Source organism: Idiomarina loihiensis (assembly GCF_024584785.1).
GTDB classification, from domain to species: domain Bacteria; phylum Pseudomonadota; class Gammaproteobacteria; order Enterobacterales; family Alteromonadaceae; genus Pseudidiomarina; species Pseudidiomarina fusca.
In genome coordinates this window covers 2,318,822-2,335,634 of the sequence record NZ_CP074112.1, presented here as the reverse complement: position 1 = coordinate 2,335,634, position 16,813 = coordinate 2,318,822, and the positions used below count along the sequence as shown (strand labels likewise).

Sequence of the window (16,813 nt, the reverse complement as noted above, 5' to 3'; positions counted from 1 at the left end):
AGGTACTATTCGTTGATGGTTATGGTGCTTTGTGTTGCTTCGCTAAAGTAACGTGATTCTTGGTAGATCACTTGCTCCCCTTGGCGCACAATAATCAAATGCTGCCCAGGCACCAATTGAACTGCCCGCTCTGGATAGGTGTATTGGGCAAGGTCACCATAGCTGACGCCGTCAACAACCAATTCTAAGCCCGCAGCATCTGCAACTTTAAAGCTTACCTGCGGAGCCGTATCGGCAATGGTGGTGGTACGAGTCGGTTGTTTGGCACAACCAACAGCTAAGGTTAACGCCAACAGGGTTGCGGTTAGGGCTAAGCTGAGATTCTTCATTATTGTTGCTCTCTTACTTCGAGGGTTGAAAGTTCCAGATCCGTAATGCTGCCAGAGGTAATAGTACCTGCTGCGCCTTGATCTAAATCTGTATTGCCAAACAAACTTTGAATGGTAAGTTCAGCCACTTTTTTACCTGGCAAGGTGATATTGCCACCGGTAGTGGGTGAGCGCACTACCTTACCTTTGGTTAGCACATCAAACACCATACCCGGCTTAACCCCTTGTTTTTCGCCGCCGCTAATAAACACCAGTTGGTCTTCGCTCGCCAATACATCAGCAGACCATGGTTTGGCTAGAATCAATTCCAGCATTTTCTCTACCGCAGCATTAACGGCAGCACCAATAGCTCGGTCATTTAAGCTGCCATCGTAGCCAGCAACCGAGCCAAAACCCATGGTGCGAGATTGCTCTAAGGCTGAGTTTCCGCTTCCTGATACCGAGGCAATCACTTGGCCCGTATTGGTGTCGACCAAACGTAAGTCTACGGTAGCAGTCGCCTCCTGCTTCGAACTACTCGATAAAAAGCCGCGTTCACCGGTAGTTGAGCGACCAAATTCGGTGAGTGAGCCGATAACTAAGGTATCTACGCCCACTAAGTTATTGGCTTGCCCAGTAAGTTGCTGTTCTGCTGTTACCGCATTGAGATCGGGGCGTTCAAACACTAAAAATCGATTGGTATTGGCGATGGCCTGAGTAAACATATCGGATATTTTTTGGTCATGCTGACCACTACTGGCTTCGCGCAGAAGGCTGCGTCCGTAGTTAGTTTCATTGGTTAATCTACCTACAGCCAGCTTCCGCTTAAGGCCCAACTCAATGGGCTGTTCAGCCTGTTGCTGCGCCTGTGCCGCCAGCTGTTGTTGCTGATTGACTGGCGGTTTGGTTGGTGTGGGTTGCGGCGCTTGACTAGCGCAGCCAGCTAGGGCTAAAGCCGCCATAGCTGGTACTAAAAGATGTGCTTTGTTCATGGAGGACCTTGTTGATTATTGTTCTACAAACCTCCGTAGAATATCACACGGGCTAACAATAACGCATGGATTAAACAACAAAATTGTAAACAAGTGTCATCATTTGGTCATGCTAACGCTGAATCATTCAGTGTTAATACAAAGGCTTTGAGTTAATGGAACATATGTTAGCGCAAAGCTGTCTAAGCATAAGCTTACTAATTCGATAAAATAGATGGCACTAATCGATTTACAAAACTGGCCATTTTCGAATGGATTGACTATATTTTAGAAAGTTACGAAATACAGCCGATTGCATAGATGCTTGTCATTCTGGTCGACATCTCAAGCAGTTGGCTGCCACAACCTAAACAAGCAAAGTAAACTAGGAGAATATGATGGGATTACGTATTGGCGATATCGCCCCAAATTTTGAAATTGAAACCACTCAAGGCAAGATTAACTTCCACGATTGGTCGCAAGGTTCTTGGGTGTTTTTCTTCAGCCATCCAGCTGATTACACTCCAGTTTGTACTACTGAAATGGGTCGTACGGCACAGTTAGCTGGCGAGTTTGCTCAGCGTAACGTCAAACCTTTAGGTTTATCGACTGATACCGTAGAAGAGCATTTAGGCTGGATTAAAGACGTTAACGAAACTCAGAATACCACCTTGGAATTTCCTATCGTTGCAGATAAAGATAAGAAAATCGCTGAGTTGTACGACATGATTCACCCAGGTGAGAGCGAAACCGCAGCGGTACGTTCAGTGTTTATCATTGACCCGAACCATAAAATTCGCTTAACCATGACTTACCCAATGGGCGTTGGCCGTAACTTCACCGAAATTCTTCGTGTGATTGATGCCTTGCAAACAGGTGATCAATTTGGCGTGGCTTGCCCAGCTGATTGGCAAGTAGGCGGTGATGTTATCATTCCACCCAGTGTATCGATGGAAGATGCCGAGAAGAAGTTCCCACAAGGGTTTAAAACAGTGAAGCCTTACTTACGCTTTACCAGCGTTAACAAGTAAGCGCTTATTTAAGTGAAAAAGCAGCTCAATCGAGCTGCTTTTTTGTGACTACAGTAAAACTCATCAATGGCGAAGCCGTTGTATTGCGCCCCAAGAAATGCAGCGTATCAGCCTCAATTTTGAAACTTTGTACTTGGTTTAAAGCCTCCAAGAATGCTTGTTCCGCTTCCATTTGATCTGGAGCGCACATCATTTTGGTAACTGCTATCGGACTAAAACTAAGTTCGCTGCCGTTTTTTCCAACAGTATAGGTACCGTGGAAACGATTGCAGCCAGTCGATCCAAACACTTCTGTTTTCTGATTAAACTCAATGGTAGGTGGCTGTTCTAACGCGCTCCCTTGTAGCTGCCATGCTTGCTGCAGGTTGGCGCTGCTTGGCTCTGCGCAGGCACTGATGAATAACGTGGCGCTTATAATTAAGCCTAGACGGCTAACAACGGATTTGACGGACTGCATAGCGGACCTCATAGGTAACAAAAGAATGAGCACAACAAGAAGATCAGTATAGCCAAACACCTCCTCTTTTTATGTAGCAAAATAAGTCATTTTGGCAAGCTTTACGTAAAGGATTCTGCATTCATCTCTTTTTTAGGCATGTATATCGCTTGCCACGGGATGATTGGCTGGAGAAATTTAGCGGCTGTGTTAGCTTAGAAGCTATCTACTCTAACTATCAACAAGGTAAAGGCTATGATCAAAGGTTTTCCCTTATCGGCTTGTGCAAGCGTTTTAGCCGCAGGCGTACTCGCACTTTCCGCTCCGATGGCAGCAGCTAATCCGGTTAAAATTAACTACCAACAACCAGCCCAAGACATCATCGATATTGTTGATGCAGCGCCATCACCTGGGGCTAGCTTAAGCCCAGATGGCTCCTTACTGTTGGTGACCGGTTATCCTGCCTTACCTGATATTTATGATATGGCTGCAGACCAATTGAAGTTGGCTGGTCGTCGTATTAACCCGGCCAACTATACGGTCAGCCAAGCGCGATATATCAGTGAGTTAAAGCTGGTTGATGTAGCTACCGGTAACAATCAATCCATTCAAGGGCTGCCTGCTGATCTGAAGGCGTTAGCGGTAAGCTGGGCGCCTAATGGCCGCTACATAGCCTTGGCACAGCAGACAGAAAAGCACGTGGAGTTATGGTTGGTGGATGTTGCCAAGGCCAAAGCAAAACGCTGGTCAAAAACCGCACTCAATGCGGTTTGGGGCGCGCGCTTGGCGTGGTTGCACGATAGCTCCGGTGTGTACACTTATACGGTGGTTGACGGGTTAACCAAACCTGCTGCAAAAGTTGTCCCTACCGGGCCGGTGATCACTGAAAGCAAAGGCCGTACAGCACCTGGGCGCACCTACCAAGATTTGTTGCAAAACAAACATGATGAAGACTTGTTTGACTATTATTTTACGAGCCAAATCAAGCTGTTTAATGTGAAAGGTAAAGAGCGTGTCATCGGTGAACCTGCGGTTTACAATGGCCTGAGTGTGGCTCCAAGTGATGACTATCTTTTGGTAAGCCAGCTTAAGCGTCCTTATTCTTACGCAGTCCCTCATTATCGTTTTCCTGAAACTACGGAAGTCTGGTCACCTACGGGTAAGTTAGTTTATCAAGTGGTTGAGCAGGGGTTAGCTGATAACTTACCGATTGCGTTCGATGCCGTAGTGCGGGGACGTCGCTCGATTAGTTGGCGTAATGATGCGGATGCCACCTTGGTTTGGGCTGAAGCCGCAGACCAAGGTGACCCGGCAGTTGCTACTGAAGTGCGCGACCAAGTGTTCCAGTTAGCTGCTCCATTTAAGGGCCAGCCGCAAAAATTAGCCGATTTGAGTAAGCGTTTCAGTGGCTTGCTTGCTGCAGATAACGAGCATCTTCTCATTTGGGAGCGCTGGTGGGCAGACCGTGACGAGAAACTTTGGTTAGTGGATGCGTCAGGTAAGCGCGGCACCGAGCTGGTATGGGAGCGTTCATGGGAAGACCGCTATAACGATCCAGGCGCTCCGTTCACAGTGCAAACAGACGAGGGACGAACCCTACTGTACCTGAAGGACGGCAATTTATTATTGCGTGGTAGTGGAGCATCGGATGAAGGCGATCGGCCTTTCATAGACAGTTATAATCTGATGGATAAAACCAGTGAGCGCTTATGGCGCAGTGAGGCGCCTTATTATGAAGCCCCTCGAGAACTGATCGATGCCGAAGCCATGACCTTCTTAACACAGCGAGAAGGGGTGAACGATCCTGCCGATTTCTTTATTCGAGATATTGATGATAATAAGCTCACGGCGTTAACTGAAACACCGCATCCGATGCCGCATACTTTAGGCATTACCCGCGAGCAAATTACCTATACGCGTGACGATGGTTTACCGATGTCGGCTGAATTGTATTTACCGGCTGGCTACGATAAAGATCGTGATGGCCCGCTACCAACCATTGTTTGGGCCTACCCGCGTGAATACAAGAGCTCAGCAGCAGCAGCACAAATTTCAGGATCACCTTATGAGTTTGTTCGCATTAGCTATTGGTCTCCTCAGTACTTGGCAACCCAAGGTTATGCCGTACTAGATGCTGCGACTATGCCTATTGTGGGTGAGGGCGATGCCCAACCAAATGATACCTTTATTGAGCAGTTGGTAATGAACGGTAAAGCCGCGATTGATGCTGGTGCCAAACTAGGTGTGACTGACCCAGAGCGAGTCGCATTAGGTGGCCACTCTTACGGTGCCTTTATGACTGCTAACATGCTTGCGCATAGTGATCTGTTTAAGACAGGTATTGCTCGCAGCGGCGCTTATAACCGTAGCCTGACACCCTTTGGCTTTCAGCGCGAAGAGCGCACCGTGTGGGATGATGCTGACTTATACATTCGCATGTCACCGTTCTTCCATGCCGATAAAATTAACGAACCTTTGTTAATGATTCATGGTATCAACGACAACAACTCAGGTACCTTCCCGATGCAGTCGGAGCGTCTGTATCAAGCCATCAAGGGGCTTGGTGGCACCGCACGATTGGTGATGTTACCTCATGAATCACATGGTTACCGAGCTCGCGAGTCAGTATTACACATGCTATGGGAGCAAACTCGTTGGTTAGATGAACACCTTAAGGGTGAGTAGAACGCAAACCAAAAGCCCAGCAACCATGCTGGGCTTTTTTATTAGGTACACCTGATAACTAGCTGTTATTCAAAGGGTCTTGGGCGTGGTGTATCAGGTCCAGATGCAGGTAATAACGGAAGCTCCATAGCTGGACGCTCACCAGTCAGCGATTCCATAAAAGCAACTAAACTAGCTAACTCGGCTTCAGTGAAGTTACGATTAAGTTGTAGCTGTCCCATAATTTGAGTGGCTTCTTCGAGGGTTTCAGCTGCACCGTCATGAAAATAGGGATAAGTTAAGGCCACATTGCGTAAAGTGGGGACTTTAAACATAAATCGGTCCATTTCTTTGCCGGTCACATCAAACCGTCCTTGCGATGGTGAATCTGATTGGTAGGGAGCTACTAAACCCATTTTCATAAAAGATTTACCACCTAAAGCCTCACCGTAATGGCAAGCTACGCAACCCGCTTGTTTGAACAATTGATAGCCGGCAAGTTGCTGCTCAGTAATAGCATCATCTTCACCTCGTAGCCATTTATCAAACGGCGCATTTGGGGTTACTAGTGTTTTCTCGAACTCTGCAATAGCGTCAGTAATCTGGTCTAGTGTGACCTGTTCACTTTGGTAAACTCGTTTGATCTGTTCACGGTAGCCGGGAATGGATGCGATGACATTCACTGCTAGCGTGTGAGGCATGGCCATCTCAACATTGGCGGCAATGGGGCCTGCTGCTTGCTCTTTTAAGTCAAGCGCACGGCCATCCCAGAACTGAGCAATTTGCAGGCTAGAGTTAAATACCGTCGGTGAGTTAACTGGACCAGCCTGCCATTTATGGCCAATGGATGTTTTTAGGTTATCCGTACCGCTATAAGATAAATTGTGGCAGGTATTACAAGATATGATGCCTGACATAGACAAACGAGGGTCAAAAAACAACTGTTTACCCAGCTCAACTTTGGCTGGATTTTCAGAGACAAAAGGCTCGATCACTTTGACCGGCTCATTGCGAGCATCGGCAAAGGTTGGTGTCGCTTGGAAGAGCGCAGTCATCAGCGCTAATGCGGTGCTGCTAATGGCTAAAAACTTATTCATAATCAACCTCATATGCTGTTATGTTAGTGTTTGACGATCACGTTTGCTTACCATATATTTTAGTATAATCTAAAATAACATTTTGGCTAGCCACAATACCACTAAAGTTTATAAGGATTTGATGGATGTTTTTGTGACATAGGCGGTAAAACAAGTAAAATAGCGATGTTAGTTAATCGATAATGACAGCTGCCAGGAAGGTGCTTATGCCCAGTCGCTTTTTATTTAATCCAGAGCTTACTGCGTTATTAAATGAAACGTTAGCGTCTAGCCCTGCTGTTATTTATCGGCTTGATGCTGAGCCGCCATTCGCGTTGCAATATCTGTCACCAAATGTCGCAGAAGCCTTACATATCGAGTTTTCTGGGATAAATAGTATGGCTGATTGGATGACCATGCAGCATCCAGAAGACCGTCAATTCAACTACGCCCTATTTAAAGACTTTGCTGCGGACACCAATCAGCATCAATTGACGCGTCGTTATCGGCTGCGCAGCCATGCCGATGAGTATGTGTGGGTGGAAGATAGCACTAAGAAAATTGAGCGCGCAGGTTTGGTCGTCGCCTTAGCTGGTGCTATCACCAATGTTCATCAGCAGCAATTGCAAGCGCAAGAGGCAGCGCAGAGCCGACGTTTATTGAGCGAGGCGCAGCGGATTGCACGGATCGGTCATTGGGTATCTTATCCACAACAGAATCGCTTGGAATGGTCCGCCAATATTTATGAGATGTTCGGTCTCGACCAACAGAGTTTCCAACCTACTATTTCAAGCTTCATGGCGATGATCCACGAGGCTGATCGTGATCTTGAGCAACAAGCCCTAAAACATGCAGAAGAAACGGGTGAGTATGATGTTGAGCATCGGGTTTGTTGCCCCAATGGACGCATTATTTGGGTACATGAACGTGGTGAAATAAAACGACAACCTGATGGCTCTGAGCAAATAATAGGTACTGTTAGAGACATTACCGAAGCCAAAGAAATGCAACAAGAATTGCTCCAGCTTGCGCGCACAGATGCGTTAACAGGAGTCTACAATCATCGTTACTTTATGGAGACGCTACAGCAAGAGTTAACCCGCTACCAGCGTCACGGCCGTGTCTTTAGTGTTGTTATGTATGATTTAGATTATTTCAAGCAACTTAACGATACCTATGGGCATAGCTTCGGTGATGATGTCCTTGTGGGGTGTGCGGCGGCTATGCAGCAGCGTTTGCGTGATGTAGATACGCTGGCACGCTTGGGTGGTGAAGAGTTCGCTATCCTGCTTCCAGAAACCGATTTAGCAGCAGCTACTACAGTAGCTAAGCAGCTACAGGACTGTGTGCATCGTCTGCAGTTGTGTCCGCCGCAACAAATTGAACCTGTCGCAGTTACCGCCAGTTTTGGAGTGGTGCAGATTGCCGCGAAAGATGTCACTAGAGACGAAATCTTGCAGGCAGTTGATCAACTGATGTACCGTGCTAAACGGCAAGGTCGCGACCAAATGGTCTGCGACCTATTAGACTAACGCCATTACTATTGCTTTATTAACCTTAGGTTATGAAAATCAAAGCTGAAATCAGTAAAATCAGCAACCGCTTCTAAACTCGCGCCAGTAACCTGTTGCTCCCGGTTTACACTAAAATCAATAAAGGCATCGGCTTCTAGCAAGGGTTCATGCCAACGAATCACAAAAGTATCACCGCTATAATGTTCTAACTGGCCCTGCAACATGGGGGTGTGCGCAAAACTAATGGCTAATTGATCGTCGTTAACACTAATGTTGACGTCACCGTACCAAGCATCCCGATAAGTGCCGCTATACGAGGCTAGGTCTAAGGCCGCACGTGTCCTACTCGGTGCCGGCAAGGTAAATTCGGCTTTAGCTTGGATCATATCGTCGTATTTAGCTTGTTCACTAGCCAGCCAGTCTTTATCAGGTAAATCGAGAATGAGCTCCAGTGCTTCTTCAGTGACGGCTGTTAAAGCGCCGAAAGCTTGCTGATTACTGATAACAGTGATAGCAAAATCATGTTCAGGAATAAGAGTGGTTAGTGAGAGCATGCCCAAAATACCGCCACTGTGAGATACATGCTTCACTCCGTGGTAATTTTTGACAAACCAACCGAGTCCGTAGCCACGAAAGTGGGTGCCCTGAGCAGCAGCTGCTGGTGGTACCCCAAGAGGTGTGGTTACTTGCCACATGGCTTGAAAGCTGCGCTCGCTTATCAGCTGTTCGCCGGTGGGGCTAACACCATGATTGAGAAGGGTTAGCAGCCACTGCGCAAAGTCCTCAGCATTGCTGGCAATCGCACCGGCTGCGCCAAAGTCTTCTAAATAATCTAGCGCAAAGCGATGGAGCTGCCCTTGTGCTTCAATCGTGCCCACCGCAAAGTTTTTGTTAGTGGCTGGAATCGTTGAAAACCCAACGTGAGTGTTATTCATGTTTAGCGGGTTGAAGAATGTTTCTGCAAGGTAGTCGGCGTAACTCATTCCGCTAACACGAGCTATAACTTCGCCGGCAACAATAAACATCAGGTTGTTGTAGTCAAAGCGTTCACGCAAGCCGTGGGCGATAGGGACATGAGCCAATCCCGCCAGTAGATCGGCCGTGGTTTTATCGGTATTTGGCCAAATCATCAAATCTCCAGCACCTAAACCTAAGCCGGTGCGATGGCTCAGCAAATCACGTAGCGTTAGCTGCGCACTTAACTGAGCATCAGCCAACTTAAATTCGGGAAGATGTTTTACTACAGGATCATCCCAACTCACTTTGCCTTGATCAACTAGGGTTGCCATAGCGGCAGCGGTAAAGGCTTTAGTGTGTGAGGCAACCCCAAACAAGGTCTCTTTGGTAACAGGCAGCTGAGATTCTAGGTCGCGAATGCCAAAACCCTCAGCTAGCACTACTTTGCCTTGATGCACCGCGACTACCGCCATACCAGGTACGTTAAACGCAGGTAAGCTAGCGGCAGCGGATGCTCTAATATGTTCGGCTAAAGCTGGCTTTTCTGCCTCAACAGCGGTGTTCACAAGTGTATCGGTAGCTTGGGCATAACTGCTCAGGCTCGGCATCATAAGGAGTGCCAACGCTAAAACCGTTGGCTTCAGTTGTTGGGATAGTTTAACAACAGACATTTGCTTCATTAAAATCATCCTATCTCATTATCAAAAAAGTTTATTATCAGCCAAAGCTGTTTTTAACAACCCCAGCTCTGACCAACCCCAGCCATTACCATCCAAGAATGCGTGGCCAAACCTCATGCGCTTGTGTTTCAGTGATGACATGATAGTGGGTATGCATGGCAGCTGTGGCACAGGCATGGTTAGGCAAAATACGCAGCAACTGACCTATGTCAAATTGCTCACAACGGATAGCCGCCGGCAGTGCAATCACCCCATGCTCTTGGTTAACTCCATTAACCACAATGGGTTGATCCGCAGCTAAGGGCTGGCCTGCAATATCACAAACTAGTCCATAAGATGGCTCTTGTGCGTTACGAGTTGCGCCTAGATCGCGCGAGAGAGCCATCCATCCCGCATCGATTAAAAGCCAGTTTTTTTCAGGATTGTAACCAATCACTGCAGTAACAACGCTCATCGCTATGTCGTCTAGCGCACATACTCCAAGTTGCTGCATCACTAAGTCAAAGGTGGTGTATACCCCTGCGCGAACCTCAGTGATACCAGTGAGGTCGTCAACGAAATGTGCGGTAGGAGTAGAGCCTACACTCAACATGAGTGGTTCGATACCAACTGCGGCAAGTTTAGTAGCAGCTGTGCGTACTGCTTGGCATTCAGCTTCAGCAACCTGTTTAATGGCGCTAACCGAATCAGTGTCGTAGGAGCCGCCTGCGTGGGTCATAAGCCCCGTGATTGCTGGGCCATGTCGATTAACCGGATAGGCAACTAGGTAGTTCGCCAAGGCGATGAGCGCCGGATCTTCAGGGCTCAAACCACCGCGGTGGTCATCGCAGTCAATTTCAATAAAGACTGAAAAATCAACTTGATGCTGCTGTGAGTAGTGATACACCGCAGTTGCTTGTGCTAGGGTATCTAACAGAATATGTACCTTAGCACCCTGCTGAATTAAATTGGCAATTCGGGTTAATTTGAGCGGAGTAATACCAACCGCATAGAGGACATCTGTATATCCGGCATGAACAAAGGCTTCTGCTTCAGCTAAAGTCGATACCGTGATAGGAGCCTGTGGGTTAGCGATCACTCGCTCAGCTGCGGGCAACGACCTTAGTGTCTTTAAATGTGGCCGCAATGCGCAACCTAACGCTGCCATACGCTGCTGCAAGCGCCGCACATTACGGTTTAACTTGCGCTCATCTATAAGCAACAATGGCGTGGTAAGTTGGGTTAACCAAGCGTCACTGGCAGTCATGAATTTTCTCCTTTGGATTCGATTGGTCAGACTAACCATTCTGCTGCAACTAATAAACCCAGTCTTGTCGCATGAATTAGACGATTTACCCGAACCGAGTTAAGTAATTAGCTGCACTGAGTAGAATGACAATCATGTCTACCTTAAGAGGATGTATCATGAAGTGGTTAAAAAGTCTTGCGCTGATGAGTGCAATGGTTATAAGCGTGGTAGCTCAGGCCAGTCCTGCTGCCATCAAACATCAGTTTACTGCGCAAACCAAGGCTGATGCCAAAGTGTCAGTGTTACTGGTTGGCGCCAATCAAACGGCACAGGTGACAGGCTGGAGTGCGGATACGCAAGCCATGGTTAGTGCTGCATTAGCAGCTAAAGATTTTACCGGAGCCCCACAGCAAATCGTTGAGATACTTGCACCGGTTGGTTTAGCCAGCGAGCGTTTACTAGTTGCTGGAGTGGGTGATAGCGAGAGCTTTAACCGCGTTGCCGCCGAGAAGCTTGGAGCCGCCTTATGGAGCTATTTACCTGAAACCGCTGATGCAAAGCATGCCGTGAGCGTGGATGCTCGGTTGCTCAACAATGCCAACTTAGTTGCCGCTATCGCACATGGCATGGATCTGCGAGATTACCGTTTTGATCGCTATAAAAGCGATCCTGCAAAAACCGAAGTTAGACACGTGCAATGGGCGGTAAACCAAGTCCCGTCCGTAGCAGACCATTACGCTGACTATGCGGCTATCGCTGGCGGCGTATTCATGGCTCGTGACATCATCAACTTGCCTGGCGGAGATGGTTATCCACAGGCCATCGCTGAGATGGTGGAAAAAGCGGTTAAGCCGTTAGGAATTAAGGTGACGGTGCTTAATCCTCGTCAAGTTGAACGAGCCGGCATGGGAGCTCTTTACGGCGTAAGCAAAGGGAGTGAGCATAAGGCTTATCTGCTGGCTCTACAATGGCAGGGCAGCAAAGATGCACCTATTGCCTTGGTGGGTAAAGGGAATACGTTTGATACGGGTGGCTATAACTTAAAAACGTCATCAGCATCTATTTTACGGATGCAAACCGATAAAGCGGGCGGCGGCGCAGTGATTGGTGCGGTGATGGCGTTAGCGGGCCAGAAAGCTCCAGTAAACGTTGTAGCAGTGGTGCCGTTATCGCATAACTTAATCTCAGGATCAGCGCTGTTACCGGGTGATGTGGTTACCGCAGGTGATGGTACTCGGATTGAAGTTGCTAACACCGATGCCGAAGGTCGACTTATTTTGGCTGATGGTATCTGGTATGCGCGTGATAAGTTCAAACCTCGCGTCATTGCGGATATTGCTACTTTAACCGGCTCGAAAGTGGGCGCTTTAGGCACAGCTTATTCAGCTGTATTTACGGAGCAAGACGATGTTTTGCGTAGTATGCAACAAGCCGGTGAAGCAACCGCAGAATTGGTCTGGCAATTACCCCTAGGGCCATATCCAGGGATCATTAAAAGTAACCTAGCTGATATTGCCAACGTCGGTTCACCGGGTGCTCAGGCGGGTGCAGTATTTTTACAACACTTTGCTAAAGATACCCCATTTATTCACATTGATATGGCAGGAAATGCGTATAGCACGAGTGCGAATGGCATCCACCCTGCTGGCGGGAATGGTTACGGTGTGCGCCTACTGACTGAGTGGGTAAAAATCTACGCCGATATAGCTGAATAATCTGAAAGCCACTACTGAAAAGTAGTGGCTTTTTTTATCGTCCTGTTAAACCAAGACGCTGTTAGGTATGTTGCGTAAGCTATTTTTGCGCATCTAGATAGCTATCAATCACGTCTGTGATACTCGTATCGGTAGGTGTTACCTTGCTCACAAAACTTGATACTTGGCTGCCATCAGCGGCCACGATGTACTTATGAAAATTCCATTGTGGGCTTTGCTGTGCGGCAGCACTTAAGGCTTGAAACACCGGGTTAGCATCACTACCGCGTACCGGGGTTGTAGCCATCATAGGGAAAGTAACGCCAAAATTCACAAAACAGACATCGGCAGTTTCAGCCTCGTCATTATGTTCTTGCATAAAGCTATCTGACGGAAAGCCAAGGATCACAAAATCCTCGTCTTTGTAGCGCTGATATAGGGCTTCAAGACCTTCAAACTGGCCGGTGTAACCGCACTTGCTGGCGGTGTTAACCACCATCACCACTTTATCTTTCGTTAACTCACACAAGTCGTGAGAGTTCTTGCTATGTAAACCACGCAGCTCATGGTTAAACACAGCTAAGCAGCCGTCACTCCCTGTACTAAACTGGTCACTTGCTTGAGCACTAGGAATGATGTGTTTGGCTGGCTCGCCCGGTAGCGCAAATAACACCACGGCACCCACGACAGCTCCTGCAATGGCAAGAGATACCCCTTTTACTGCTGTTTTTAGACGAATTGCCATAACCTGTAACTCCAAGAGAGTGTTCAATATTCTGTGTCAGCCAAATTTTCATAAATCTATGTGGCCATCCAGTCGACCTTCAAAGTGGATGGTTAGCTGAGACAATGTCAGGTTCCAGTTCTGCACCGGATGTGACCAGCGCTCAGTTGCTTTTAACATACCCGCGTACAGTAGCTTAAGCAAGCTGCTCTCATTGCTAAAACCGCCTTTGGTTTTGGTCAGTTTTCTGAACTGGCGGTGTACCGCCTCAACGGCATTGGTTGTGTAGATAACGGTCCGAACATAGTCGGGGTATTTAAAATACGCTGAGAGTGTCGCCCATTTATTGCGCCAGGATTGAATAACGATGGGATACTTATCCCCCCATTTGGCTTCTAAATCATCCAACGCGCTCTCGGCAGCGGATAGTGTCGCGGCTTTATACACGCATTTCAAATCGGCCATGAAGGCTTTCTGATTTTTGCTGGCAACGTACTTCATCGAGTTGCGAATTTGATGGATGATGCAGTGTTGCACCTCGGTTTTCGGGTAGATGCTTTCTATGGCTTCGGGAAAGCCTTTTAAGCCGTCTACGCAGGCAATCAGAATATCCTGAACGCCTCGATTATGTAGATCGGTCAACACACTTAGCCAGTGATGAGCGCCTTCTGACTCGGATAAATAAAGCCCCAGAAGCTCTTTTTTACCGTCAATATTGAGGCCAAGAATGGTATAAACAGCTTTGCTGATAAAACGCCCATTCTCTTTGATTTTATAGTGAATGGCATCGAGCCATACAATGGGGTAAACCGCTTCTAAAGGCCGTTCACGCCATGCCTGAAGCTCCGGCAGAAGCTTATCCGTGACGGTATTAATGGTGCCGTTTGAGACATGAATGCCGTACAGATCTTCAATGTGCATGCGAATGTCTTGATAGCTGGTTCCAAGCGAAAACAATGCAATAATTTTACGCTCCAGCTCATCGGTTAAATGCGTCTGATGTTTTTTAACCAGTTGCGGCTCAAACGAGCCGGCTCTGTCGCGGGGCGTATCTAATTCAAAGCTGCCGGCAGGACTCTTGACTGTTTTTGACGTCGAACCGTTCTTGCGGTTAGATTGCTCTTTATCACTGAGATGCTCTTCAAGCTCAGCCTGCATCGCGGCTTCGGTGAGTTGTTTGATAAGCGGTGTCAGGATGCCGTCTTTGCCGGTGAGGTCTTTGCCTTCACGCAACTGCTTTAAAGCGGCATCCATGTCGAAATTGGTTTTGGTCATATGTCATCTCTTTTTTGTTTAGTTTAACGAAATGACACAGTGTTCTGAACACTACTGCGTGAGACTTGGTTAGCCGGTTTTGACTTTGAAATAAAAGTTATCGCTCGCATTCCTTAAACCTTTTGTATTCCTGATCGATCGGTTGTTTACAAAAGGCTTTTATAAACAGCTCCACCAATTCCATATAAGAAGCCGCTCATTCGAGCGGCTTTTTTGTGCAAAAAACAAAACCTAACCCGCTATTTATCTTTGCTCGAAAAATTCTCCCTCAGCGAGTTAACCCAGCTTGAAAATTTATGTATTAAGTCACCGCCTTTACCCAGCAGTTCCCTTAGCTCTTCTTCAAAGTGCGTTTGCTTTTTCTCCTCCGGTTCGGGCAGCGGCGGCAGTATGTGGGCAAAGTAGGTTTTGTCGAGTAAGCGATGCAACATACGCTCGCCAATAAAAGGCTTATTGCTATTGAGCGCTCTGGCACCTTTTATAATGTTGCGAATATCGTATTGGGTGGGGCTTATATCCGGCACCTGTTTGGGAATATTCAGCAGCTTATACACACCAATACGGGCGGTGCGAATGGAGGCTTCCATGGTGAATATTATGTCATTGCGAGTTTCTACAAATTGCCCCACTAGGCCTAAATTGGTGCAGCCGTCAGGCACTACTCTGGGTCTGTCGCCTGCTGCTCTGGGCATAAACTGGGCGGTAATGTAAGGCATAAGCGCAATGCGTATTTTGGTGTTGGCTATAACCTCATCTAACTGGTCTTCAATACCCAGATGATGGCAAAGCTCGGTCAGAATTTCTTTGCCGGTACATTCCGGCATAGTTTTGTTAATACGGTTGCCTTGCTTATCCATCAATAGACCATAAACCCACAAAACTAAGGTATCGTCTGGTTGGTCGGGGAAGTGAGGTTGGCGATTACAGGTAACACTTAACAGCCAGTTGGAGTCAGTAAAAGTCACTATGCCGCCGGTTACGGTTCGACCGGAGTATGGGTCGTTTACTGATAAGGTTTTCAGTTTATCGACAAGGGGGGAGGGCTTGCAGGTAAGGGTGGCCGACTCCCATATAGACTTGTCTACGTCACCATAAAATTTTTCTGGCTTACCGAAAACAGGAGATTTCTTGGCGAGGTTCTTCCATAAGTTCCAGCCACTTTCGCTACCCGGGTCATGCCTTTCACAGTTAATCTCCGGGGCATCATCCATACCGGCATAAGCCGTCTGTTCAGTCATTGATCCGGTGAGGGCGAACACTAAATCATTCTTGCCAACTTCAATATATTGCTCTTCACCTTTAACAACGGCCTGAATTCCGGTTACCGTCTTGTTGTCTCCGGTAAAGCTCATATCAAGGTCATCTACTCTGGCTTCAAAGGTAAATTTCACTCCTTTTTCACGCAGAAAATTGGTCAGTGGCTTTATAAAGGTGTCGTACTGATTGTATTTAGGGAAAAGCAGAACAGACATGTCACCAAAGCCGTCAATTGAGTCCAGAAAACGATGCAAATAGAGCTTGGTTTCCAACAGGCTGTGGCAGTTTTTAAAAGCAAACATAGTACGGAATAAAAACCAGAAGTTGCTTTGTAAAAAGCCTTCACTGAAATATTCCTCAATGCTTGTGTCGTCTAACTCTTCCTTGCGTTTCAGCATTAAGCGGATAAGTTCCCATTGCTGAGATTTACTCAGCCCCATGTCTTCTGAGTCAAGGATCTCGCCGGACTTGTTAATTAAACGGGCCTTAGAGTAATTTGGGTCGTTGTCGTTTATCATTCGGTATTCATCGAGAACAGAATACTCTTCGGGAAGTTCAAGGGAGGGAATGTCCTGGAATAGATCCCAGAGGGTGTCGTAGTTCCAGTTCATTTCACGACCACCGCGAATGATGTAACCGTCTTCAGGGTTACCCGCACCATCCATAGAGCCGCCTTCTACACTCATTTCTTCTAAAATAGTGATATTTTCGGCGGGCATATGACCATCGCGAATTAAATAAAATGCCGCGGCAAGCCCCCCGACACCACCACCAATTATCCACGCTTTACGCTTTTCGACTCCTGGAGTTGGTAAGGTTTTATGACGCGAATAGGGCGATATAAAATCCCCCGGTGGCAAAGTGTTAAGCGGTTTATGGCACCAAAAACCGCCTGTTGCGTCAGGCTCATGTTCAAAACCCTCTGGTGCGGTTGCCGAGATATCAAATTTCGCAATTGTCTTTTTAGCCATTACGGATTCCTTCCTTTACTGAATAGA

General features: G+C 47.3%; 13 protein-coding genes. 4 read left to right on the top strand and 9 right to left on the bottom strand.

All coding sequences use genetic code 11. The features are described from left to right. Nucleotides 1-5 precede the first annotated feature (5 nt). Entirely contained in the window at nucleotides 6-329 is a 324-nt protein-coding gene (locus tag KGF88_RS11125) for a hypothetical protein (protein WP_153826579.1), read from the bottom strand. Further along, nucleotides 329-1,300 (bottom strand): CsgG/HfaB family protein, encoded by a 972-nt coding sequence (locus KGF88_RS11120; RefSeq protein ID WP_110075657.1) that lies wholly within the window; start codon nucleotides 1,298-1,300, stop codon nucleotides 329-331. The genes KGF88_RS11125 and KGF88_RS11120 overlap by 1 nt, the downstream gene beginning before the upstream one ends. Before the next feature lie 377 nt (nucleotides 1,301-1,677). Between KGF88_RS11120 and KGF88_RS11115 the strand changes: the two genes are divergently transcribed. Beyond that, nucleotides 1,678-2,310, top strand: a complete 633-nt coding sequence (locus tag KGF88_RS11115) for a peroxiredoxin (RefSeq protein WP_110075656.1) — start codon at nucleotides 1,678-1,680, stop codon at nucleotides 2,308-2,310. Nucleotides 2,311-2,335: 25 nt separating this feature from the next. On the opposite strand, the gene KGF88_RS11110 is transcribed toward KGF88_RS11115, so the two are convergent. Next, on the bottom strand, nucleotides 2,336-2,767 hold the full coding sequence (locus tag KGF88_RS11110) for an META domain-containing protein (protein ID WP_162034528.1): 432 nt from the start codon (nucleotides 2,765-2,767) through the stop codon (nucleotides 2,336-2,338). A 234-nt stretch (nucleotides 2,768-3,001) separates the two neighbouring features. On the opposite strand from KGF88_RS11110, the gene KGF88_RS11105 reads away from it, so the two are divergent. Then, nucleotides 3,002-5,431, top strand: coding sequence for a S9 family peptidase (locus KGF88_RS11105; protein ID WP_153826581.1), 2,430 nt, complete (start codon nucleotides 3,002-3,004; stop codon nucleotides 5,429-5,431). 65 nt (nucleotides 5,432-5,496) lie between these two features. Here the strand turns inward: KGF88_RS11105 and KGF88_RS11100 are convergent, their stop codons facing one another. After that, entirely contained in the window at nucleotides 5,497-6,507 is a 1,011-nt protein-coding gene (locus KGF88_RS11100; protein ID WP_153826582.1) for a cytochrome-c peroxidase, read from the bottom strand. A 206-nt stretch (nucleotides 6,508-6,713) separates the two neighbouring features. Between KGF88_RS11100 and KGF88_RS11095 the strand changes: the two genes are divergently transcribed. Further along, nucleotides 6,714-8,018 (top strand): sensor domain-containing diguanylate cyclase, encoded by a 1,305-nt coding sequence (locus tag KGF88_RS11095; RefSeq protein ID WP_162014514.1) that lies wholly within the window; start codon nucleotides 6,714-6,716, stop codon nucleotides 8,016-8,018. A gap of 8 nt (nucleotides 8,019-8,026) precedes the next feature. Here the strand turns inward: KGF88_RS11095 and KGF88_RS11090 are convergent, their stop codons facing one another. Together KGF88_RS11090 and KGF88_RS11085 are read right to left on the bottom strand one after the other, a co-directional pair. After that, nucleotides 8,027-9,637 carry a serine hydrolase gene (locus KGF88_RS11090; RefSeq protein ID WP_228759505.1) on the bottom strand — a complete coding sequence of 537 codons (1,611 nt, stop codon included), beginning with the start codon at nucleotides 9,635-9,637 and terminating at the stop codon, nucleotides 8,027-8,029. 85 nt (nucleotides 9,638-9,722) lie between these two features. After that, nucleotides 9,723-10,883, bottom strand: a complete 1,161-nt coding sequence (locus KGF88_RS11085) for an alanine racemase (protein WP_110075652.1) — start codon at nucleotides 10,881-10,883, stop codon at nucleotides 9,723-9,725. 158 nt (nucleotides 10,884-11,041) lie between these two features. On the opposite strand from KGF88_RS11085, the gene KGF88_RS11080 reads away from it, so the two are divergent. Continuing rightward, nucleotides 11,042-12,580, top strand: coding sequence for a leucyl aminopeptidase family protein (locus tag KGF88_RS11080; RefSeq protein WP_153826584.1), 1,539 nt, complete (start codon nucleotides 11,042-11,044; stop codon nucleotides 12,578-12,580). A gap of 79 nt (nucleotides 12,581-12,659) precedes the next feature. Here KGF88_RS11080 and KGF88_RS11075 read toward each other — a convergent pair whose 3' ends face one another. The 3 genes from KGF88_RS11075 to KGF88_RS11065 all read right to left on the bottom strand — a co-directional run bounded on the left by KGF88_RS11075 (nucleotide 12,660) and on the right by KGF88_RS11065 (nucleotide 16,786). Beyond that, entirely contained in the window at nucleotides 12,660-13,304 is a 645-nt protein-coding gene (locus tag KGF88_RS11075; RefSeq protein ID WP_153826585.1) for a glutathione peroxidase, read from the bottom strand. A gap of 48 nt (nucleotides 13,305-13,352) precedes the next feature. Continuing rightward, nucleotides 13,353-14,558 carry an IS256 family transposase gene (locus KGF88_RS11070; RefSeq protein WP_114981777.1) on the bottom strand — a complete coding sequence of 402 codons (1,206 nt, stop codon included), beginning with the start codon at nucleotides 14,556-14,558 and terminating at the stop codon, nucleotides 13,353-13,355. Between the two features lie 239 nt (nucleotides 14,559-14,797). Next, complete coding sequence (locus tag KGF88_RS11065) at nucleotides 14,798-16,786, bottom strand: oleate hydratase (RefSeq protein ID WP_110075648.1); 1,989 nt, start codon at nucleotides 16,784-16,786, stop codon at nucleotides 14,798-14,800. Nucleotides 16,787-16,813: the final 27 nt, after the last annotated feature.